Consider the following 22675-nt stretch of genomic DNA (forward strand, 5'->3'; position numbering starts at 1 on the left):
CTTCGGGTTCATGGCCGGTTGCCGCGTCCGTCCCTCTTCTCGTGTCGTCCGCTCCTGTCGTGAGCCCTGATCCACTGTCGGACAGGAGATTTCCGATATGTCAGAGTCAGGCGCGGCGGGCAGAGGCCCGTCGTTCGATCATGTCGCCGTCGCTACCGCGCTGCGGTTCGGGGTGTGTATCCGGCCGGTCGTGCTGGAACGACGCGACACCGTCACGGGCGCAAGGGAATTGGTGCCGGTGCCGTGCGGCCACACTCGTGAGTCGGTGTGCCCGCCGTGCGCGAAGAAGCACAAAGCCTTGCGCACCGCGCAGTGCCGGGAGGGCTGGCACCTGGACCACGAACCGGAGATACCAAGGGCTGAGCCGACGTTCGATCAGACCGGGCTCATGTACTACCGCTCCGACCTCGTCAAGGCACTCGCCGACGCCGAACGCGACGGCAACACCGCCGAACAGACCGAGCTGCGGGAGGAAATCGCCTGGGCCGACGAACAACTCACCGCGCTCGGCATGCGCGGGAAATCCCCGGTCATCGAGTCAGCGACCACAGCCGGCGCCGACCCTGTCGACGACGGCGGGAACGTCGACAGCTGCGACGACGACGGAAAGGAAGACGGGTCGCGGCGGCGGTCGACGCGTCGGCGGGAGGATGTGCCGGAGCTGCCTCGTCTGCCGGTGGCGGCGCGGACGGTGGGGCGCGAGTATGCGGGGAAGTACCGGCCGTCGATGATGATCACGTTGACCATGCCCAGCTACGGGCGCGTGCATCGTGACGACGGCACGCCGGTCGACCCTGACGGCTACGACTACCGGCAGGCGGCGTGGGATGCGGTCTGGTTCTCGCGGTTGCTGTCGCGGTGGATTCAGAATCTGCGGCGCGCGGTCGGCTGGAATGTGCAGTACTTCGCCAGCATCGAACCGCAGAAACGCGGTGCACCACACGCGCACATCGCGCTCCGCGGGACGGTTCCCAACCGGATTCTTCGGCAAGTCACCGCGGCGACCTACCACCAGGTGTGGTGGCCTCGCCCCGAACGCATGATCTACGACGGGGACCAGGTGCCGCTGTGGGACCGCGAGGCCAAGACGTTCGTGGATCCGAACACGCGCGAGCCGTTGCAATCGTGGGCTGATGCGATGGAAGCCACGTTCGATGGTGACGAACCCGCGCACGTCGCGCAATTCGGCGAACAGGTCCACGCGAAAGGCATCCTGGGCGGTAGCGAGGAAGCCAACCGCCACATCGGGTACCTGTGCAAGTACCTCACGAAGTCGGTGGATGAGGTGCTGGAGGCCACCACCGCCCGGCAGCAGGACCACTACGGCCGATTGCACGAAACCCTGTGCCGAACACCGTGTTCGGACCGGTGCGCGGTGTGGCTGCTGTACGGCATCGTCCCAAAGAGCGCTGGGTCGCGGATGCAGCCGGGAAGGTGCAAGGCGCGTGCCCATCGCCGCGAAACCCTCGGCCTGCCGGGTAACCGGGTGCTGACCTCAGAGAAGTGGACGGGCAAGACGCTCGGGGATCACAAGGCCGACCGGATGGAATTCGTGCGCCGAGTACTGGCTGCCGGTGGGATCGACAAACCTGAGCCCGACCCGCGTCGCTACACGTGGTCGACGCTGGCGGCGGGCACGCGGGTGCCGTCTCGGGCGCATCTGCTGATGTCGGCAATCGCCGAACGCATCGCGTGGCAGGAGGAATACGACCGGGCTGTGCGGGCCGCTGAACCTCCGAGTGGTGATGGGGCTGCGAATGCTTCGGCAATCGGGAGCACGGATGATGCACAGCAGCGCTGAGCTATCTGGTGGCAAACATTCTTGCGCTTGCCAATCGTGCACCGTTCCAAGGAGATTCGTAGTACCCACCGACGACACAGATCAGGTCTTCACGCGAGCGGAGATTGCTCGGCGACTGAAGCTGTCGGAGAAGACGCTGAGGAACTGGGCGGCTATGGAGCCACCGAAAGGGCCGCGCTTCGTCCATGTCGAAGGTGGGCGCGTCCGCTATCCGGCGAAGGACTACTTCGAGTGGGAAGCCGCGCAACTTGCCCCGCCATGATCAGAAGGAGCCGCCAATGCCCCAGGTCGGACTAGAGATCGGCCAGTACGGCAAGATCACCAGCAAGTACTACCCAGCCAAGAAGAAGGCCCGTGCGTGGACAACGTACCGGGACATCGACGGTGTGTGTCGCCCGGTGGATTCCTGGGACACCACTGAACCGAAAGCACGCGCGAAGCTACGAGGAAAGCTGGACGACCGCCAGATGCCCAGCAAGGTAGCGAAAGAGGGTCGCCTTACGCGGGATACACGCTTCGGTGTCGCTCTGGACAAGTATCTCGAGGAGTTGGAGCGAGACGAGACGATGGCCCAGCAGACCATAGACGGGTATAGACGCCAGATTGAGAAATCCGATGACAAGCGCGCTGACCCGGACGCCATCAAGATCCGACCGAGCCTTGGGCACTACCGGATACGCGAGTTGGATACCCCGGTGCTGGATACCTACTTCACTTCGATCACCACCCTCGGGCAGAAGCGAAAAGCCCGCTGGCACAAGACGATCGTCGGAGAAACCCTGGACCTGTGCAAACGGCACGGGGCGATCAAGGGCGACAATCCGGTGAACGGCGTAAGCAAGCGCGCGATGCGCCGCAAGCGGTCCAACCCGAGAGCGGCAGCGTGGGAGCGGTTGCAGGCACTCCGGACGCAGGTACAGCAGTGGGGACGCGGCGAAGCGATTCCCGGAACTCCCGCCTACACGTTCGGCCCGAAACGCAACGCGCAAGAGTTGCTGGACGTGATGGACATGGCGGCTGGATCTGGTGGTGTCCGTCCGCATGAGGTGTTCGCGTTCCTGTGGGAGGAAGTCGACGGCCTGGACTTCGATACTGCTCTGTGGCAGTTGGAAGAGGACTACGACGACGGTCCGGAGGTGAGGCTGACGATTTCCGGCACCGTGGTGCCGCTCAAGGGGAAAGGCTGGGTGCGGCAGTCGTGGCTGAAGGTGGGCGACGACAAGGCATACACGGTGCTGCTCCCATGGTACGCAGTGAAGGTGCTGCGCCGCCGGTGGGAGGCTGCTGGGCGGCCTACCCGGGGTTTGATCTTCACCTCGCGCAACGGGCGTGTGAAGAACCCGAACAACTTCAACCGGGTATGGCGCTCGGCGCGGGGCGCTGAGTTCGCCGACATCACACTCCGCACTTACCGGAAGACGGTGGCGACGGCGACCGCAGAGGCCAAGGGCGTTGACGCTGCCGGACGGCAGCTGAACCATGCGAACGGGTCCCGGGTGACTGCTCAGCACTACGTCGAACGGGCGCCGGAGGTGCCGGACAACCGTGACGTGCTGAACGCCTACGCCTCGTGATCGGTTGGCGCGAATACTTGGAATAGAGTTGGAAAACGTCGAATCAAGGCGAAGGGCAGGTCAGGAATATATCCGTGACCTGCCCCTTCAGGGTGGACGACGGGACTCGAACCCGCGACAGCCAGGATCACAACCTGGTGCTCTACCAACTGAACTACGCCCACCATGACCGGTTTCGTGAACCGGCCGGGCTAGATCGTAACTCGTACCGCGGCGCGTGACCTAATCGGCTCCCTGCTGGGAGGCTTTTGCGCTGGTCTCGCCGTCGGTGAGGGAGGCGGCGACTGCGGCGATCTCCGCCGTGGACGGGCCGGGTGCGGTGACGAACGCGGTGCGACGGTAGTACTCGAGCTCGCGGATCGACTCCTGGATGTCGGCCAGCGCGCGGTGGGTGAGGCCCTTCTCCGGCTGGCCGAAGTAGATGCGCGGGTACCAGCGGCGGCACAGTTCCTTGATCGAGCTCACGTCGACCATGCGGTAGTGCAGGTGGGCGTCGAGTTCGGGCATGTCGCGGGCGATGAAGCCGCGGTCGGTGGCGATGGAGTTACCGGCCAGCGGGACCGTGCGCGGGGACGGCACGTACTCCTTGATGTAGTCGAGGACCTGACGCTCGGCCTCGGCCATGGTGACGGTGGAGCGGCGCACCTCGTCGGTCAGGCCGGAGCGGGCGTGCATCTCCTGCACCACCGGCGGCATCGCGGCCAGCGCGGCATCGTCGGCGTGGATGACGATGTCCACGCCCTCGCCGAGGATATTGAGATCGCTGTCGGTCACCAGCGCGGCCACCTCGATCAGCTTGTCGCTGTCCAGCCGCAGGCCGGTCATCTCGCAATCCATCCACACCATGTATTTGTCCGACACTCGGACGACACTACAACGCGGCCGCCGGTCGTTCGGCGAACCGGCAGCACTGCCGCCCTCACGCACCCCGCGCCGGTTCCCGCACCCACTGCATGCGTTGTAGAGGGTGCGGGAATTGGCACGGGGTGCGGGAAGGGTTTGTCATGTCACCACAGAGTTGCTGCGGGCGGTTGCCGCCCTTAACCGGATGGTTGGGGATAAGGTTTTCGCAGATCCGTGCTTCGCTCAGGCGGTCGGCAATGTTGGCGGGAAGTTGGCAGGGCAGACGGAGGGTCGGCGATGAGTACTCCTCAGGAGAAGGCGGAGGCGGCGCGGAAGGCAGCGGAGGAGGCCGCCCGCGTCGCGGCGGAAGCGGCCGCGGCGGCGGAGGCCGCCGAGCGCGAGGCCGCCGAGGCCGAGGCGACCAAGGCGCAGACGGCCAAGGCCGAGAACAAGAAGGCCGCCGCGGAGAAGGCGCAGGCCGAGGCCGAGGCTACCCAGGCGGAGGCGAGCAAGGCCGCGGCCGAGGCAGACACGGGCCCTGGTGTGAAAGCTTCTGCGGCGCAGGCAGGTTCGGATTCCGATGAGAATGCCGCTGCGGCCGAGTCGAACTCCGGAGCGAAAACCTCTGCAGCGGGGGCAGACTCGGACTCCGGTACGAAGAAATCTGCGGCAGAGCCCGGCTCCGACGGTGCGAACCCGGTCGCCCAGGAGATCGCCGCCGGGTACGCCTTCGAGGGCGCGGCGCTGGAGCTGGGCACCGTGGTGATCGACGATGCGGTGGATCCGACTGCGCGGGTACGGATTCCGCTGCGGACGATGAATCGCCACGGGCTCGTCGCGGGTGCCACCGGTACGGGCAAGACAAAGACCCTGCAGGGCATCGCCGAACAGCTGTCCGCCGCCGGGGTTCCCGTCGTGCTGGCCGACGTGAAGGGCGACCTGTCGGGGCTGTCGCAGCCGGGGCAGTCCAACGACAAGCTCACCGCGCGGGCCCGGGAAACCGGCGACACCGACTGGGCCCCGGCCGGTTTCCCCACCGAGTTCGTCTCGCTGGGCACCGAGGGGATCGGGGTGCCGATCCGCGCCACCATCACCGCGTTCGGCCCGGTGTTGTTGTCGAAGGTGCTGGGGCTCAACGAAACCCAGGAATCCACACTGGGATTGATCTTCCACTGGGCCGACAAGCAGGGGCTGGCGCTGCTGGACCTGAAGGATCTGCGCGCGGTCATCCAGCATCTGACCAGCCCGGAGGGCAAGGAGGATCTGAAGGGCATCGGTGGTGTCTCGGCGGCCACGGCGGGGGTGATCCTGCGGGCGCTGGTGAATCTGGAGAGCGAGGGCGGCGACACGTTCTTCGGCGAGCCGGAGCTGGATCCGTCGGATCTGCTGCGCACCGCCGGCGGGCAGGGCGTGATCACGCTGTTCGAGCTGGGCGCGCAGGCGTCGCGGCCGGTGCTGTTCTCGACCTTCCTGATGTGGGTGCTGGCGGATCTGTTCCAGACGCTGCCCGAGATCGGCGATATGGACAAGCCGAAGCTGGTGTTCATCTTCGACGAGGCGCATCTGCTGTTCAACGACGCGTCGAAGGCGTTCCTGGACCAGGTGGAGCAGACGGTGAAGCTGATCCGCTCCAAGGGCGTCGGCGTGTTCTTCTGCACCCAGTTGCCCACCGACATCCCGAATCAGGTGCTGTCGCAGCTGGGTGCGCGCATTCAGCATGCGCTGCGCGCCTTCACCCCCGACGACCAGAAGGCGCTGACCAAGACGGTGCGCACCTACCCCAAGACCGGCGCGTACGACCTGGAAAAGGCGCTGACCTCGCTGGGCATCGGCGAGGCCGTGGTGACCGTGCTGTCGGAGAAGGGCGCCCCGACGCCGGTCGCGTGGGCCCGCCTGCGCCCGCCGCGCTCGCTGATGGACACCATCGGCGAGGACGCCATCCGCTCGGCGGCGCAGTCCAGCCCGCTGCACGCCAAGTACGGCGAAACCATCGACCGCGAGTCCGCGTACGAGCTGATGGCCGCGAAAGTCGCTGCGGCGGAACCGGAACCGGAGCCGGAACGCCGCTCGAAACCGGCCCCCGCCGAGGACTCCGCCGCCGACCGCATCATGAAGAACCCCGCCGTCAAGAGCTTCCTCCGCTCCGCCGCCACCGCCGCGGGCCGCGAAATCAGCCGCAGCATCTTCGGCACCCGTCGCCGCTGAGGTCGACTTCCCGCACCATTTGCATGTTCCCGCACCCCCTGCGCGGCCATGTAGGTGGTGCGTGAGCATGCAGGGGGTGCGGGAAATATGGTGCGCCCGAAGGTGGTGTGCTGGGGCGCGAGTTCCGGGGAAGTACCCGGGGACCGTAGTTGGTGTGCCGGGATGCGAGTTCCGGGGAAGTACCCGGGGACCGTAGTTGGTGTGCCGGGATGCGAGTTCCGGGGAAGTACCCGGGGACCGTAGTTGGTGTGCCGGGATGCGAGCTCCGGGGAAGTACCCGGAGACTGTAGTTGGTGTGCGGGACACGGCCTCCGGGAGAGTAACCGGAGGCCGTGGGGCGCTGTCGGAACTCAGCCGAGGTCTCGGGTGAGGAGGTCTGCCGGGGTTTCGCGGCGGATCAGTTCGCGGCAGCGGCCCTTGTCGACGGAGACCAGGGGTGGGCGGCCTACGCCGTTGTAGGAGGAGGCGAGGCTGTGGTGGTAGGCGCCGGTGCAGGGGATGGCGAGGATTTCGCCGGGGCGCAGGTCGGCGGGCACGCGGACGTCGGTGGCCAGGATGTCGCCCGCCTCGCAGTAGCGGCCCGCCACGGTGGCGGTCATGTGCGGGCCGGTGGGGTGGCGGTTGGCGACGACGGCGTCGTAGCGGGCGCCGTACAGCGCGACCCGCGGATTGTCGTTCATGCCGCCGTCGACGATGACGAACGTGCGCCCGCCCTCGATGTGCTTGACCGTCATCACCCGGTACAGCGTCACCCCGGCCCGGGCGACGATGGCGCGGCCCGGCTCCAGCGCGAGATGTGGGCGGGGGAATCCGTGGCGCGCGCACGCGGCGTCGAGGGCGTCGTCGAGGATGTCGGCGAGCACGTATAGATTCATCTCGGCGTCGCCGGAGCGGTAGGCCACCGCGTGCCCGCCGCCGAGATCGAGCTCGGTGAGCAGGACGTCGTGCTCGTCGCGCACGTGCGCCATCGCGGCCACCATCCGGCGCACCGCCTCGCCGTAGTAATCCGGGTCGTGGATCTGCGAGCCCAGGTGGCAGTGGAAGCCCACCAGCTCGAGTCCGGGCTGTCGCAGGATTCGCTCGACCGCCTCGGCCGCCTGCGCACTGCCCAGCGGGAAGCCGAACTTCTGGTCTGCCACACCGGTTTTCACGGCCGGATGCCCGTGCACGTCGATGCCGGGCGACAGCCGCAGCAGCACCCGCTGCGGACGCTGCACCAGCGCCGACAGCAGCGTGATCTCGGTCAGCGAATCGATCACGATCCGCCCGACCCCGGCGGCGACGGCGGTCTCGAGTTCGGCGAACGGCTTACCGCTGCCGTGCAGCACGATCCGCTCCGGGGTGACACCCGCGGCGAGCGCGATCGCCAGCTCACCGGCCGAGCACACGTCCACCGACAGGCCCTCCTCGGCGACCCAGCCGGCCACCGACTTGGTCAGCAGCGCCTTCGCGGCGTAGATGATCTCGGCGTCGGGGAAGTGCTTGCGGTAGGCCTGGCAGCGGCGGCGCACCTCGGTCTCGTCCAGGACGTAGGTGGGGGTGCCGTACTGATCGGCGAGGTCGGCCAGGGCGACTCCGCCGACGGTGATGCGTCCGAGGTCGTCGTAGTGGGTTTCGCACGGCCAGACGGTCGTGTCCACACGCGGGGACGGCATTCCCGATCGCAACGAGGGGAATATCTCGAGCAGCGTCACGGTCTCTCCTGCTGTGTTCCCCGCTTTCGCCTGTGCTGCGGGGCCACCGACAGGACTACGCCGGTTCGGGGGCGCTCAACCGCTCGGATACACGGCCTTGACAGCGGTCGTGGCTATCTTGACGTGCTGCTGACACCGCTGTGATCAGCGGCACCTGGAGGCACGTGCGGGCCTGCCGAGACGTCGCCGGAATCCTCGTTGCCGCGCCGGTCAGCTACCGCCGAGCTTCTTGTAGAACGAGCCGACGATCGGCGCTGTCAGCGCGCGCGGCGCGTACTGTCCGGCGACGCTCATACCCTTGCTGATCAGGCCCGGAACCACGCGCATCTTGTTGCGCTCCAGCGCATCGATGGAGATCTTGGCGGTGTAGGCGGCCGAGACCCAGATGAAGTCCGGGATCTTGCCGCCGACCTCGTCCTGATCGGGATTGTCGGTGCGGACCGGGCCCGGCGCGAGCAGGGTGACGTTGATTCCGGTGCCGGTGAGTTCGCCGCGCAGGGATTCGGAGAAGCTGTTGGTGAAGGCCTTGCTGGCCGCGTAGGTGGCGTTGTTCGGGATCGGCATATTGCCCGCCGCCGAGCCGGTGACGAGGATGCCGCCGCCCCCGCGGGCGATCATGCCGGGCAGCACGGCGAGCGTAAGGTCGTGCACGGCAACGGCATTGAGCTCCATGACCGACCGCTCGAAGTCGAGGTCGAGGTCCGAGACCGGGCCGAAGGTGGCGACGCCGGCGTTGTTGCACAGGATCGCGATATCGCGGGACGACAGCTCCTGCGCGAGCGGCGCGCGCTGCTCGCGGTCGGACAGGTCCACCGCGCGCACCTCGGCGGTGACCCCGTATCTGTCGGTCAGCCGCTGCCCGAGTTCGGTCAGCAGATCACCGCGGCGGGCGACCAGGATCACCGAGTACCCACGCCGGGCGAGCTCCTCGGCCAGCGCGGATCCGATCCCGGACGAGGCTCCGGTGACGACGGCACGGTTTTCGGAGGTGGGTGCAGGCAGGCTCACGCGGGCGAGCCTACCGGCCGTGATCGCGCCGGGCTCAGCGCGGCTTCGGTTCCATGAACGCGATGCCCCAGCCGACGTGGCCGGTCCAGACGCTGGCGATGCGGCCGCCCTGGACGGCCGGTTTGGGGTCGCTGATCGGGCCGCCCGCGGCGCGGACGGCGGCGACCGTGGCGTCGAGGTCGGGTGTGCCGAAGGCGATTCCGATCAGCGCCGGGGCCTGACCGGTGGCGACGACCTCGATGAACGCCTCGCCCACCCGGTAGAAGGCCATTTCCGGGCCGGACGGGCCGCGGGGCTGGAAGCGGCGGCGGGGCGCGGTGCCGAGCGTGTCGGCCAGCGCGGCGACCGCCTCGTCCAGATCGGTCACCGTGTACACGATGTGATCGACGAAGGTGACGCCGTTGGGATGCGTTGCACCGGACAGGCTTTCGGCGGACGGCAGGCCTGTGGAGGAGGGGTCCGAGAGATGCTCGAGCAGCTGATCGACCCTGTCGTCGGAGCCGGTCGCGCCCTCGTTCACCAGTTCGGGGATCCCGAGGGCCGATGCGTCGCCGCGCAGTTCGTCGAAGCCCCAGCTCGGCTGCATGCCGACCACGCAGGCCACGTCACCGATCTGCAGCCTGCGGTCCTCGACGTCGAAACCCAGTGCCGCCCAGAGCTTCTCCTCGCCCGGCAGCCCGAGCTGGGTGAGTATCGGCATTACAGCGCCGCCGCCAGCCGGGTGCCCTGATTGATCGCGCGCTTGGCGTCGAGCTCGGCCGCCAGGTCCGCGCCGCCGATGAGGTGGAACTCCACACCCGCGGCCTGCAGCGGCTCCTCCAGCTCGCGCACGGATTCCTGTCCGGCGCAGAGGATCACGTTGTCGCATTCGATGACGGTCGGACGCAGCCGCTTCTCGCCGAAGCTGATGTGCAGCCCGCGATCGTCGATGCGCTCGTAGTTGACGTCGCCGACCTGCTCCACGCCCTTGGCCTTCACCGCGGCGCGGTGCACCCAGCCGGTGGTCTTGCCCAGGCTCTTGCCGAACGGCGTCGACTTGCGTTGCAGCAGTACGACTTCCCGCGCCGCGGGGGAGGGCTTCGGCTTGGCGAGCTGGCCGGGAGCCTCGGGGTCGTCGCTGTTCACGCCCCACTCCTCCTTCCACTCGTCCAGCTTGAGCGAGGGATGGCCGTCGACGGTGAGGAATTCGCTGACGTCGTAACCGATTCCGCCCGCGCCGATCACCGCCACCTTCTTGCCGACCGGCTTCTCCTCGCGCACCAGCTCGGCGTAGGTGAGCACCTTCGGGTGGTCGATGCCGGGGATGTTCGGGATGCGCGGGCGCACGCCGGTGGCCAGCACCACGTGGTCGTAGCGGCCCTCCACCAGTTCCGCCGCGGTGACCCGCCGGTTCAGGAACACCCGCACCCCGCTGACCTCCAGCTTGCGGGTGAAGTAGCGGAGGGTCTCGTTGAACTCCTCCTTGCCCGGAATGCGCCGCGCGATATCGAACTGACCGCCGATCTTGTCGTCGGCCTCGAACAGGTCGACCTTGTGGCCGCGCTCGGCCAGGTTGACCGCCGCCGACAGCCCGGCCGGGCCCGCACCGACGACCGCCACCCGCTTCATCCGCCGGGTCGGCAGCAGCTTCAGCTCGGTCTCGTGCCCGGCACGCGGATTGAGCAGGCACGACACCGTCTTGTGCACGAAGGCGTGGTCCAGGCAGGCCTGGTTGCACGCGATGCAGGTGTTGATCTCGTCGTCACGGGTCTGGCGCGCCTTGTTCACCCAGTCCGGGTCGGCCAGCAGCGGGCGGGCCATCGAGATCAGGTCGGCGTCGCCGCGGGTGAGGATCTCCTCGGCGGTCTCGGGCATGTTGATCCGGTTGGACGCGCACACCGGAATGCTCACCTGCGCCTTGACTTTCGCGGTGTACTCGACGAAAGCCGCACGGGGAACCGAGGTCACGATGGTCGGCACCCGGGCCTCGTGCCAGCCGATATCGGTGTTGATGATGCTGACGCCCGCGGTCTCCAATTCCCGTGCCAGCGCCAGGATCTCGGATTCGGTCTGGCCGTGCTCCACGAATTCCGCCATGGACAGCCGGAACACGATGACGAAGTCGTCGCCCACCGCGGCGCGCATGCGGCGGACGATCTCGAGCGGGAATCGGCGGCGGTTGGCGGCCGAACCGCCCCACCTGTCCTTGCGCTTGTTGGTGCGCGGGGCCAGGAACTGGTTGATCAGGTAGCCCTCGCCGCCCATCACCTCGACGCCGTCGTATCCGGCGAACTTCGCCAGCTCCGCGCAGCGCACGTAGTCGTCGATGGTGCGCTCGACGCCCTTGCCGGAGATCTTGCGCGGCCGGAAGGGGTTGATGGGCGCCTTGATCGACGACGCCGAAACACTGAACGGCACATAGGCATAGCGTCCGGCGTGCAGGATCTGCAGCGCGATCTTGCCGCCCTCGCGGTGCACGGCCCGCGTGATCGCCCGGTGCCGGTAGGCCTCGGTCTTGTTGGTGAGCTTGGCGCCGAACGGCAGCAGCCAGCCCTCGCGGTTCGGCGCGTAGCCGCCGGTGATGATGAGACCGACTCCGCCGCGGGCACGTTCGGCGAAGTAGGCCGCGAGGCGGTTGGTGTCCCAGGCCCGGTCCTCGAGTCCGGTGTGCATGGACCCCATCACCACGCGGTTGCGCAGCGTGGTGTGGCCGAGATCCAGGGGCTCGAACATGTGCGGGTATGGTGTCGAATTCGACTGTGCGGCCGCAGAATCGGGATTCGCGGTCATCGGTTCACCTTTCGGTAGCGGTACGCGGATGCCGGGCTGGGGCATCCGGGCGGGAGGGTGGGCGCAACGCCTCGAGTACCTCGTCGCACCATTCGACGAAGCCCGACTCCACCCGGATGCCGCCGCGCAGCACCAGGTATTGATGCAGGGCCGTGCCGGTGAGGCGGCGCGGGGCGGGGAAATCCTTCTTCTCGATGAGCCGGTACACGTCGAGCCGCTGGGCGTGCCGATCACGATGCCGGACGACCTCGGCGAGCAGCGCGGGCAGATCGCCGTGCGCGGCGGCGCGGATCTTGACGCCGAGCTCGCTGCGCAGGGGGCCGACATCCTCGCTGGGCTCGGCGATCCAGCGGGCCAGTTCGGCGCGTCCGGCGGCGCTGGCGCTGTAGACCTTCTTGTCCGGCCGACCCTCCTGGGCGACGGCCTCACCGGTCACCCAGCCCTGCTCCTCCATGCGCTTGAGCACGCGGTAGATCTGCTGGTGGGTGGCGCTCCAGAAGAAGCCGATGGACTTGTCGAAGCGGCGCGCCAGCTCATAGCCCGAGCCGGCGCGCTCGGTCAGCGATACCAGCAGCGCGTGCTCGAGGGCCATGCGGCGAGATTAACCGATACTCGGTGTACTATGCAACTTGGTGCATAGAGTATCGAGAAATTATTCGAGACGCCTTGTAGCATCAATCTCGGTGCTCGCACCATCTCGGATACGGGAAGGGCACCTCGCGAAGCCGGGAGGTCCGCGGGGTGTCCTTCTGAGTTTCCGGGTCTATCGCGCGCCGCGTGCAGTGGCTCGATAGGTTCGCGGTGATCAGATGTGGTGGGTGACACGCTCGCGTTCGAGCGAACTAGGACAGGTTCCGACCTGGCCCGCATCTAGGTTGATCTGCATGAACGCTGACATCATTCCCTTCCGGATCCAGATCCCGCAGGTCGAGCTCGATGATCTGCGTGACCGTTTGGCCCGTACCCGCTCACCGTTCGCGGTGCCGGGCTCGGGCGCGCAGTGGGACCACGGCATCGCCCCGGACTACCTGCGCGAGCTGGCCGCGTACTGGGCCGACGGATTCGATTGGCGCGCCCACGAAGCCGAGCTGAACACACTGCCGCACTTCGTCACCGAGATCGACGGGCAGACCATCCACTTCCTGCACCTGCGCTCACCCGAACCCGATGCGACTCCGTTGCTGCTCAACCACAGCTACCCGACCTCGTTCGTGGAGTTCCTCGCCGCCAGCGGGCCGCTCACCGATCCCCGCGCCCACGGCGGCGACCCGGCGGACGCGTTCCACCTGGTGATCCCGTCGCTGCCCGGCTTCGCGTTCTCGAGCCCGCTGTCCGCGCGTGGCTGGAACCTCGAACGGACCGCGCTGGCGTTCGGGGAGCTGATGACCCGGCTGGGCTATGACCGTTTCGGGGTCGAGGGCGGCGACATCGGCGCCGGTGTCACCGGCCGGGTGACCGCACTGCTACCCGAGCGCGTGATCGGCGCGCACACCCACGGCGACCGGCTCCAGCTCGGCATGGTCGGCGAAGACCTGCCCTTCCCGGATGGCCTCGACGCCGACGAGCGCAAGCAAGTCGAAGCGGCGCAACGTGATTGGGCGCGGATGAAGGGCTACCGGGTATTGCACTCGACCGAACCCAACGCCCTGTCCGCGGGCCTGGCCGATTCCCCGATCCTGCAATTGGCCTGGATCGCGGAGAAATTCGTGGAGTGGGCCAACCCCGCGACCCCGATCAGCCGTGACAACATCCTGATCACCGCGAGCCTGTACTGGTTCACCCGCACCGGGCCCGCGGCCGCCGACCTCTACTGGGAGATCGCTCACGCCGAGAACACCGGCTGGGGTGGCGCGTCCCCGGTCCCGCAGGGCCAGTCCCTGTTCTACAGCGATCCCCTCGTGCGCAAGGCGATCGGGGCCGGTGACAGCGTCGCCTTCTTCCGCGAACACGCCGAAGGCGGACACTTCCCCGCCTTCGAAGTCCCCGACCTGTTCGTCGACGACATCCGCGGCTTCTTCCGGCAACTCCGCAGCTGACACCACCGGCGAAGCCCGAACCAGAACGCACTGTCCTGCCGCGACCCGCGCGTTGGCCGGACACCCGAAATGGTTGGCTGACAGCACTTCTCGATGCGCGCACATGCCGAATACCGTGCGCCGGAATGACCATGTCCGGTGCGCAGATCAAGCTCTGTGCTATGCCGGGACGGTCGGCGGATTCATCGAGCCCGATGTCCGACGGGCGCGGCCCGGCTATCCTGAGCTGCGCTACGCATAACCGTCAGTGGCAGTTCGATGGAGACAATCGAGGTGGAATTGGACATGTCCGTTGTCGTGACGCTCGATCGGATCCGACAGGATCTGCAGGAATTCGCACGCCTGGCCGAGGTCCGATACGACCCGGCGGTGATGGATCCGGTGCTAGCGGCGCTCGAGGATTTGTGGACCACCTCCGTGATCGGCGTTCGCACGACCACGCATCCTGTCGCGCAGCGGGGACTGAACGTACGGTTGATGAACTCCGGCCCGGGCACCGATCCGGTGACGGCGCTCCGCGAAGCCGGGCTGCTGGAGTTCACCGGGCATCCGATGGAACAGCTGCTCACCGACATTCCCGCGGCCGTGCCGGCGTCCTTCGGTGTCGACGTCGGGGTCGCTCGCGGAGTGGAGAAGATCTGGCTCATGTTCCCCGAATTGATCAGCGTGGAACGCATACTCGGATTCGCGGGCATCCCCGAGGCGGCGCGTGCGCACGCCGCGCACCTGAGCCGTTACGGCGGCCAAATCGGGATATTGGCGCTGGATTTCACCAGTCGCACCATGAACCTCTACTCGCAGCCGTTCGCCCCCGGTGAGCTCACCGCCGCCGACATCAGCACGATCCTGGCCGACCTCGACTTCGTCGCGGCCACCGACGAGGAGCTCGCGCTGCTCGGCCAGACCTTCGACCTGTACCGCACCTTCTCCTGGACTTCCCCACGGATGCAACGCATCTGCTTCCCGGTCCGCTATGACGACACAAGCTTCCCGAGGCACCTCGATCCCGTTTTGGACCGCTTCGTCTCCGGCGCACCCTACGCTGGAACCGGACCCCGCGGCCTCACCTTCTATACCGCCTACGGCCCGAACGACCGGTACTACAAGGTCCAAGCCGAGTACACCTCGACCGCGCACGTTACCGTTCCCGGCGGGCGAACCCCCGATCAACTTGCACCCCACGGGAGCCCGCCATCGAATCCTGCAATTACCCAACGAATTTCAAGGCGTTGAACCTCAGCCGGCGCTATTGGTCCCTGGCAATGAGATGCCCCCATCCGTGACCTCGAAGGCGGACACCTCCGTGGCCGAGGCCGAGGGATCGTCGCCGGCTGCCGGATACTGGTCGGCGCAGCGGCCGACCACATGCACGGTGCCATTGCTCAAACCTTGCAGCCCAACGAAACTCGTTTTACCCGGACGTGCCAAGTACTGTTCCGGGCCCACCCTGACGTTGAAGGCGGTGTAACTGTAGTCGAAGAGCGCTCCGGTATCCGCGTTCTCTGCCCAACACACACCCCGGTCGTTCGGGTTGTGGATTTTCGCATTCACATTCCCTCCGTTCGCCTTGCTGAACTCGACGTCCGGTGGCAGCAATGCGCCTTGGTCAGGATCCGCGCCGGCGACAGGCGCAAGCGCCATAACGACGGCGCCGACGACGGGTGCGCAGGACAACAAAGTGCGACGTGCATATCGTGGAATCACGGGCGCGGATGCTACCAGTCCGAATCCGCGATATGTGAGATAGCGGAACAACTTTCGCACCCGTGCGCCTCCGATCTCATCCGTTCGACCGACGCCCAGGTGATTACATCGATCGCCCATTGATGTTGTCCTGAAACGAATTACGATCACACACGGGCCACACCGAGCTATTCGCCCGGACCAGCAACTCTCGTGGGAGGTTTCACCCCCTCCCCACAGGCGAGAAGGTCGATCGGCGCCACCGGCGCATGGGTGCAGATCTCTACTCCCGCAGACGATTCTGCATAGGGCCAGCTGCACGACCTGCTCGCGATGACCCGGAGGAAGGGGACATGCCCTGGCGGGAACACTTCGAGCGATGCCATGCGAGGGCCAGCGCCTGAGGGTGAGGGCCATGTCCGGTCGGTGGTCGGGTCGACGCATGCCCATCGGGCACCAGGATTTGCTGGGCCCCGTCGTCCAGAACCTGGCCCGCGTGGCTGTGTCCGCCGGGGGGATTGCGGCGTTATTGCCTGTGATGCCAAAAGCGTTGGCTACCATGGGTTGATGGCGCAATCGTTTGTGGTTACCGGAGGCGATCGGGGGATCGGGCGGGCCGTTGTGGCGCGGTTGCTGGAGCGCGGGCATGTCGTGGTGGTCGAGCGGGATGCCGAGGCGATGGCCTGGGCGGAGGAGCGGGTCGAGGTGGTGGCCGGGGATGCGGGCGCCGAGGAGGTGGCCGAGCACGCCGCCTCGGTGGCGCAGCGGGCCGGGACGCTGTCGGGGTGGGTGAACAATGCGGCGGTGTTTCGTGACGCGTCGGTCGATTCGGCCTCGGCGGTGCAGGTGCTCGAGCTGATCGAGGCGAATCTGCGTCCGGCGCTGGCCGGATCCGCCGTGGCCGTGCGGCATTTCCTCGCCGCCCGCACCGGTGGGTCCATCGTCAACATCAGTTCGCACCAGGCTCGGCGGGCGGTGCCGGGCGCGCTGCCCTACAGCACCTCCAAGGCCGCCATCGAGGGCCTTACGCGGGCGCTGGCCGTGGAATACGGCGCGCGCGGTATCCGGGTGAATGCGGTCGCGCCCGGTTCCGTTGCCACCGAACGCTATTCGGAATACCTGGCCGGATTGGCGCCCGCCGCGGCGGCCTCGGTGGAGCGCGACATGGCGGCCCTGCACCCGCTCGGCCGGGTCGCGACCAGTGACGAGGTGGCGGCCGCGGTGGAGTTCCTGCTGTCCGACGAGTCGAGCTTCATTAACGGCGCGAGCATTCCGGTGGACGGTGGGCGGAGTGTGCTCGCCCTGGATCCCGAGGCGCGCTGATCCCGGCCAAAAGCATGCCGGGAATGCGGGGTGGGCGTGCCGGGATGTGGGGTGAGCGTGCCGGGAATACGGGGTGAGCTTGCCGGTGATGTGAGGTGAGCGTGCCCGGATACGGGGTGAGCATGCTGGGGATGTGGGGTGGGCGTGCCGGAGATGTGGGGTGAGCGCCGGGAGTGTGGGGTGGGCCGGGAGTGTGGGGGCGTGTTGGTTTTGCGGCGTGGCGGGAATGTGGGGCGGGGCGGGGGAACTGGGCGAGGCCGGGTGCTCAGCGGGTGGGGGTGGAGCGCCAGGTGCCCATGCCGAGGGCTATTAGGCGGACCTGGCGGACGGTTCGGTCGACGATGTCGGGGCGGTCGCGGTGGGGGGCGGCCACGTAGTCGGCGATGCGGTCGGCGACCGTGGAGACGATCAGGTCCGCGGCCAGTTCCAGGTCGTCTGGCGACCAGGTGTCCAGGGCCCTTACCCGAGAGAGGTCCACCACCAGTTCCCGGGTGATCAGCTGCATTTCGACGACGATGGCGCCGCGCAGCGCGGCCGAGCCGCCGTGCCGCTCGCGGATCAGGAATCCGTACAGCTCCTCCCGCCCGGCGACCTGGCCGAAGACGAAGCGGACGGTCTCGGCCAGCCGGGAATCCGGGGTGCGGCGCATTTCCCGCAGGGCCAAACGCAATTGGCGCACGCCCTCGTCGACGAGGGAGGTGCCCAGCTCGTCCAGCGAGGTGAAATGGCGGTAGAACGCCGTCGGCACGATGCCGGCCGAGCGGGCGATCTCACGCAGGGACAGCGCGGCGAACCCGCGGTCGGCGGCCAGCGTCAGAGTGCCCTCCAGTAGAGCCTGCCGGGTGCGCTCCTTGCGCTCGACACGCGACTCCGCCTGCTCACTCATGGCTCCTCCTCGCTGGCGCTCGGTTCCGCCATGACCGAGCAGTGGCTCGCTGTATCCATTGCTCACTCGCTGCGCTCGCTCACGCTCATCGCTGAGCATACATCCGTTCACGATTCGTCTTCTCCTAAGGATGTTGCCTCGGTCACAGCATCTGCTGGTTGAACTTATATGGCACCAGCGGGCACACTATCTCAGTGTACAGATGTGCACCGAAAACGTGGCCCTTGTTCCGGCGCTTGTGACGACGCACGGAACGGGCCACGGACCGCGGTGACACGCACGGCCCGACTAGCAGGTTTGGAGAACCGACAGTGGGACTCATCGACCTGGTGCAGACGCTGACCTCGCCGCACCCGCTCGATCGCTATCTGGAACTGGTGCGGCCGACGCTGACCGTGCGCGATATGCGCGCCGAGATCACCCATGTGCGGCGCTCGGCGTCGGACTCGGTGACCCTGACGCTGCGCCCGACCCGGCAGTGGTCCGGTCATCGCGCCGGACAGTACGTGCAGATCGGCGTGGTGATCGACGGCGTCAAGCACACTCGCTGCTATTCGCCGGTCGATCCGCAGGGGCGCCGGGACCGGCACCTGCAGCTGACGATCAAGGCGCATCCGCACGGGCTGGTATCGCGGTATCTGCATCGGCACGCGGCGCCGGGCATAGTGGTCGACCTGGCGCCCGCGGCGGGCACGTTCGCGCTGCCCGAGTCCGTCCCGGAGCGCATGCTGCTGATCAGCGGCGGCAGCGGCATCACGCCGGTGCTGTCGATGCTGCGCACCCTCGCCGACCAGGACTACCGGGGAACCCTGGTGTTCCTGCACTACGCCAAGTCGCCCGAGGCCGTACCGCACCGGGCGGAGCTGGACGATATCGCCCAGCGGCACAACAACTTCCACATCGAGCTGCGGTATCCGAGTCTGAGTGTGGGGGAGCGGCTCGGTTTGCCGGGGGGAGATTCCGGCGAAGAGCATGCCGGAATGACCGGAGGGCGTGCCGGAAGGGCGGGGACCAGTGCGCCCGGTGTCGCCGGACTGAGTGCCGCGTCCGGCGCTGGGGGTGCGGAGGGCGCGTCCGGTGCTGCGGACCCGGATGGCGCGTCCCGTGCTGCGGGTGGGGCTGACGCCCTGTGGTCGTGTGCGGCGCCCGCACGCCCGGTCGGCCATTTCGATTACGACACCCTGGAGCACATCGCGCCCTGGTTCGCCGCCGGGGAGACGTTCGTCTGCGGACCCGGTCCGCTGATGGATGCGGTGCGTCGGGTCTATGAGGCCGAGGGGCTCGATGATCGGCTGCATACCGAGGAATTCACGTTGTCGACCGTCCCCGTGGATGCGGCGGACGTCACCGGCTCCACCACCTTCTCGGCGAGCGGCGTGCAGTCCGCCAACGAAGGCGCCAGCCTGCTCGATCAGGCCGAATCCGCCGGTCTCACACCGGAGTACGGCTGCCGGATGGGGATCTGCTTCTCCTGCACCGCGGTCCGGCGGTCCGGCTGCACCCGCAACCTGCGCACCGGTGAGCTGGATGCCGACGACGACCAGCCCATCCAGCTCTGCATCAACGCCGCCGTCGGCGACGTCGACATCGAAATCTGAAAGGGGAGAACGGAAATGACGATCCTCACCGAAACCAAGGACGGCCCGCTGGTCCTCAGCCCGAAGGAGGTCGAGGAGATCGGCCGCCAGCTCGACGAGCTGCGCGAGCGCATCACCGCCGACCTGGGTGAGCGCGACCGCGAATACATCTACTCGATCATCAAGGCGCAGCGCGGTTTCGAGATCGCCGGGCGCGGCCTGATGTACCTGGGCTTCCTGCCCCCGTTCTGGCTGGCCGGGGTGGCGGCGCTGAGCGTCTCCAAGATCCTCGACAATATGGAGATCGGCCACAACGTCATGCACGGCCAGTGGGACTGGATGCGTGAGCCGGGGCTGAATTCCCGTGTGTTCGAATGGGATACGGTCTGCCCGGCCGACCAGTGGAAGCACTCGCACAACTACATGCACCACACCTTCACCAATATCCACGGCCGCGACCGCGACATCGGCTACGGCGTGCTCCGCATCGACGAGGGGCAGAAGTGGAATCCGTACTACCTGGGCAACCCGGCGTACGCGTTCCTGCTGATGCTGCTGTTCGAGTGGGGCGTGATGCTGCACGACCTCGAGGCCGACAACATCGTCAAGGGCAAGCGCAAGTGGTCCGACATCAAGAAGTTGGCCAAGGGGCAGCTGCGCAAGGCCGGTAAACAGGTGCTCAAGGACTACGTGGTGTTCCCGCTGCTGAGCGGGCCGCTGTTCCTGTCCACGCTGGCCGGGAACGCCACCGCCAACCTGGTCCGCAACGTGTGGGCCTACTCGATCATCTTCTGCGGCCACTTCCCGTCCGGCGTACAGACGTTCACCGAGGAGGAGACCGCGGACGAGACCCGGGGCGAGTGGTACGTGCGCCAGATGCTCGGCTCCGCCAACATCTCCGGCGGCAAGCTGTTCCACATCATGTCCGGTAATCTGTCGCACCAGATCGAGCACCACCTGTTCCCGGATCTGCCCGCCAACCGGTATCCGGAGATCGCGCCCGAGGTTCGCGAGCTGTGCGAGAAATACGGCCTGCCCTACACCACCGGCCCGCTGAGTAAGCAGGTCGGGCAGGTGTGGCTGAAACTGTTCCGGTACGCATTGCCACCCGCGCTTGCGGGGAAGAGTGAACAGCCCGGTGTTATCGTGATGCGGGAGCGACAGCCGAGCGAAGCGGGCGTGTGAATGATCGGAAAATTCGAAAGCAACAAGGATCTGATCCAGGAACTGACGTCGTCCGGGGCACGGCATGTCGGCAATATCGCAACGATTATCACCGGCACGGTCGCGGACGTGACGCGCGAGATCGGGGAATGGGTCACCGACGCCATCGAGATGCGTGAGGCGGCCGCCGCGGCCCAGCGCGACTCGGAGGCCGCCGCGGATGTGAACGCCGGTCGCGACGAGCCCGACGTGCTGATCGACGAGCCACGCCAGGCCCCGCACGCCTCCGCCGAGCAGCCGTACATCGACGCCGATGTGGAGATCGTCGACCCCGACGAGAAGTAAAAGTCAGAAGACCGGTAGGCGGCGGCGGTGTTCGGCGACGTCGGTGATCAGGTCCTGGTAGCCGTCGGCCAGTTCGGCGAGGCGCACCCACTGCAGGTGGGCCTCGCTGTCCACGCCCTGGTGGGACAGCACGCTCATGCGGGATCGGGTGTCGATCCGCGCGGTGGGGGTGGGCAGGCCGAGGGCGTGCTGGGCGGCCACCCATTTCGCCGCCATCCGATCGATGACGTCGCCGAGGGTCTCGGTGTGCAGCGAGGCCCCGGTCCGATGCCGGATATTGTCGGTGACCCAGGTGTTGATGCGGACCACGAGCCGCGCCCGGGTGACGTCGATATCGTCGACGATCTGACTGCACGCGGCGACCCGGCTGCTGGAGGCGTCGGGCGCGTGCGCGGCCTGCTGGGCGTACCGGCGCCGCTCGTGGCACTGGACCAGCGCGTGCGCGGCCTCGAGCACGGCGTGATCGCGCCCGGCGGGGTCGGCGCGGAAGGCTCGGAGTAGTTCCGCCGGGGACGGCAATTCACCGAATCCGTTACGGCCACCGGCGTATTCGGACGCCATGATCCCTCCACCCTCGTGCGCTCGACTGGATACGCCAGGGCCGAGGGGGTATCGGGGAGGGGCTCCCCTCGGCTCCGGCGCAGCCCCGCAGCCCGGACATCACAGCCCACCACAAACGCTCACGGTGAAGAAACCGGGAAATCCGCGACGATGCGATAGAAGACTGTCCGGGAAAGGCGGGACATATTCAGGAAAGCGCGTCGGAAGAACCCGCGCAACCGGCTGATGCCCAAACATCGAAGCTGCCGGACAATCGTTATACATCATTACAAGGCGGTCACATGATCGCGAAGATCGGTGATCGACACGGCATGGTCGGTGTACAGATACCCGGGCGCCGCGGGCCCGAAACGCGGTGGCGCCCAGGATGTCTCTCCTGTGCCACCGCGACCCGGGAGCTATCGCGGCGATGCGGACGCCCGCGCGCGCCCGCCGTCCGATAGCCTGGTATTTCGTGTCCGCCTATGTGTCGTCCCCGGAGCTGACCTTCGGCTTCCTGTTCGCCCTGGAAGACCCCGAGCGAATCGCCGAGGTGGTGCGAAACCTGATGGAACGCCGGACCGTCTCGGTATTCCGGCTGGCGCACGTCACCGGTGCCGCGGGGCCGCCGGAGCGCTATGTGGTGAACTGGGCCGCCATTCCGCAGATCTCCATAACCACCGCCGCTCCGGAGCCCGACGAGTTGCTGGCTAATCGCACGATGCTGGTGAACGCGTTTCTCGACGACGAGGGCGGGGTAAGCCTGTATTCGTCGCAGGGCAGCATACCCGGCTGAATTTCGCAGGTGACGGCCCATCGTGGGGCATGAAGCCATCGCTGCCGCAAGCGTTCTCGTTAGCATGACGTTTGACACAGGCGCTCTCAGCGCAGTCTCAGCTACAGGCCAGTGATCTTTAAGCAGACCTGGGAATCGTGGGTTCCGGTCGGAGGTCCGACAAGGAGCTTCGGCGCCACACCTGTTCCCTACAGAGAGGTTCGACCATGATCCCGGTCATCATCGATACTGGTAGCGCTGCGCTCGGCGGTCTGCTCAACACCGGAAGCGCTGCCTTCCACGGCATCCTGAACACTCTGTGGACAGGCTCCTTCGGCGGCTGAGCCCCGTCGACCATACTCTCCTCGCACCGCCCCGGTATGTATTGCGCCGGGGCGGTGTCGTGTCCCGGCGAAAAGCATGCCGGGATGACGACGGTGAGCATGCCGGGA

General features: G+C 67.2%; 19 protein-coding genes and 1 tRNA gene. 10 read left to right on the plus strand and 10 right to left on the minus strand.

All coding sequences use genetic code 11. The annotated features are described in order from the left end of the window. Positions 1-97 precede the first annotated feature (97 nt). Both NM1_RS18740 and NM1_RS18750 read left to right on the plus strand, forming a co-directional pair. Positions 98-1801 (plus strand): replication initiator, encoded by a 1704-nt coding sequence (locus NM1_RS18740; RefSeq protein WP_068021282.1) that lies wholly within the window; start codon positions 98-100, stop codon positions 1799-1801. A 278-nt stretch (positions 1802-2079) separates the two neighbouring features. Continuing rightward, positions 2080-3375, plus strand: a complete 1296-nt coding sequence (locus NM1_RS18750; protein WP_147288893.1) for a site-specific integrase — start codon at positions 2080-2082, stop codon at positions 3373-3375. 91 nt (positions 3376-3466) lie between these two features. Here the strand turns inward: NM1_RS18750 and NM1_RS18755 are convergent. Both NM1_RS18755 and orn read right to left on the minus strand, forming a co-directional pair. After that, a tRNA-His gene (locus NM1_RS18755) sits at positions 3467-3539 on the minus strand. A gap of 58 nt (positions 3540-3597) precedes the next feature. Next, positions 3598-4221, minus strand: coding sequence for an oligoribonuclease (gene orn, locus NM1_RS18760; RefSeq protein ID WP_373864054.1), 624 nt, complete (start codon positions 4219-4221; stop codon positions 3598-3600). 294 nt (positions 4222-4515) lie between these two features. Between orn and NM1_RS18765 the strand changes: the two genes are divergently transcribed. After that, a complete protein-coding gene (locus NM1_RS18765) occupies positions 4516-6423 on the plus strand; it encodes a helicase HerA-like domain-containing protein (RefSeq protein WP_174556889.1) in 1908 nt (635 codons plus the stop codon). 350 nt (positions 6424-6773) lie between these two features. On the opposite strand, the gene lysA is transcribed toward NM1_RS18765, so the two are convergent. The 5 genes from lysA to NM1_RS18790 all read right to left on the minus strand — a co-directional run bounded on the left by lysA (position 6774) and on the right by NM1_RS18790 (position 12486). Further along, the gene (gene lysA, locus NM1_RS18770) at positions 6774-8117 is read right to left on the minus strand and encodes a diaminopimelate decarboxylase (protein WP_068021292.1); all 1344 of its coding nucleotides are present in this window, start codon (positions 8115-8117) and stop codon (positions 6774-6776) included. 210 nt (positions 8118-8327) lie between these two features. Then, complete coding sequence (gene cmrA / locus NM1_RS18775; RefSeq protein ID WP_068021294.1) at positions 8328-9125, minus strand: mycolate reductase; 798 nt, start codon at positions 9123-9125, stop codon at positions 8328-8330. A gap of 34 nt (positions 9126-9159) precedes the next feature. Further along, the gene (locus tag NM1_RS18780; RefSeq protein WP_068021296.1) at positions 9160-9825 is read right to left on the minus strand and encodes a VOC family protein; all 666 of its coding nucleotides are present in this window, start codon (positions 9823-9825) and stop codon (positions 9160-9162) included. After that, entirely contained in the window at positions 9825-11894 is a 2070-nt protein-coding gene (locus tag NM1_RS18785) for an NADPH-dependent 2,4-dienoyl-CoA reductase (protein ID WP_068021298.1), read from the minus strand. The genes NM1_RS18780 and NM1_RS18785 overlap by 1 nt, the downstream gene beginning before the upstream one ends. A 4-nt stretch (positions 11895-11898) precedes the next feature. Next, the gene (locus NM1_RS18790; RefSeq protein ID WP_068021300.1) at positions 11899-12486 is read right to left on the minus strand and encodes a PadR family transcriptional regulator; all 588 of its coding nucleotides are present in this window, start codon (positions 12484-12486) and stop codon (positions 11899-11901) included. A 292-nt stretch (positions 12487-12778) separates the two neighbouring features. Here NM1_RS18790 and NM1_RS18795 point away from each other — a divergent pair, with 292 nt between their 5' ends. Next, positions 12779-13930 carry an epoxide hydrolase family protein gene (locus NM1_RS18795; protein WP_068021302.1) on the plus strand — a complete coding sequence of 384 codons (1152 nt, stop codon included), beginning with the start codon at positions 12779-12781 and terminating at the stop codon, positions 13928-13930. A 285-nt stretch (positions 13931-14215) separates the two neighbouring features. After that, positions 14216-15163 carry an aromatic prenyltransferase gene (locus NM1_RS18800; RefSeq protein WP_169814287.1) on the plus strand — a complete coding sequence of 316 codons (948 nt, stop codon included), beginning with the start codon at positions 14216-14218 and terminating at the stop codon, positions 15161-15163. A gap of 3 nt (positions 15164-15166) precedes the next feature. Here the strand turns inward: NM1_RS18800 and NM1_RS18805 are convergent, their stop codons facing one another. Continuing rightward, entirely contained in the window at positions 15167-15634 is a 468-nt protein-coding gene (locus NM1_RS18805) for a hypothetical protein (RefSeq protein ID WP_147288892.1), read from the minus strand. 546 nt (positions 15635-16180) lie between these two features. On the opposite strand from NM1_RS18805, the gene NM1_RS18815 reads away from it, so the two are divergent. Beyond that, entirely contained in the window at positions 16181-16936 is a 756-nt protein-coding gene (locus NM1_RS18815; protein WP_068021310.1) for an SDR family NAD(P)-dependent oxidoreductase, read from the plus strand. A 265-nt stretch (positions 16937-17201) separates the two neighbouring features. Here NM1_RS18815 and NM1_RS18820 read toward each other — a convergent pair whose 3' ends face one another. After that, positions 17202-17822 (minus strand): TetR family transcriptional regulator, encoded by a 621-nt coding sequence (locus tag NM1_RS18820; RefSeq protein WP_068021312.1) that lies wholly within the window; start codon positions 17820-17822, stop codon positions 17202-17204. Positions 17823-18133: 311 nt separating this feature from the next. On the opposite strand from NM1_RS18820, the gene NM1_RS44050 reads away from it, so the two are divergent. From NM1_RS44050 to NM1_RS18840, 3 genes are read left to right on the plus strand one after another with little or no spacing between them, the layout of a single operon-like run. After that, positions 18134-19420: a ferredoxin reductase gene (locus tag NM1_RS44050; protein WP_246010831.1), complete on the plus strand. Its 1287-nt coding sequence runs from the start codon at positions 18134-18136 to the stop codon at positions 19418-19420. A gap of 15 nt (positions 19421-19435) precedes the next feature. Further along, complete coding sequence (locus NM1_RS18835) at positions 19436-20584, plus strand: fatty acid desaturase family protein (protein WP_068021314.1); 1149 nt, start codon at positions 19436-19438, stop codon at positions 20582-20584. Continuing rightward, entirely contained in the window at positions 20585-20908 is a 324-nt protein-coding gene (locus tag NM1_RS18840) for a hypothetical protein (protein WP_068021316.1), read from the plus strand. 3 nt (positions 20909-20911) lie between these two features. Here the strand turns inward: NM1_RS18840 and NM1_RS18845 are convergent, their stop codons facing one another. Then, positions 20912-21469, minus strand: a complete 558-nt coding sequence (locus NM1_RS18845; RefSeq protein WP_068021318.1) for a DUF4254 domain-containing protein — start codon at positions 21467-21469, stop codon at positions 20912-20914. 454 nt (positions 21470-21923) lie between these two features. On the opposite strand from NM1_RS18845, the gene NM1_RS18850 reads away from it, so the two are divergent. Then, a complete protein-coding gene (locus NM1_RS18850) occupies positions 21924-22244 on the plus strand; it encodes a hypothetical protein (RefSeq protein ID WP_068021320.1) in 321 nt (106 codons plus the stop codon). The last annotated feature ends 431 nt before the right edge of the window (positions 22245-22675 follow it).

Source organism: Nocardia mexicana NBRC 108244 (genome assembly GCF_001613165.1).
Classification (GTDB): Bacteria; Actinomycetota; Actinomycetes; order Mycobacteriales; family Mycobacteriaceae; genus Nocardia; species Nocardia mexicana.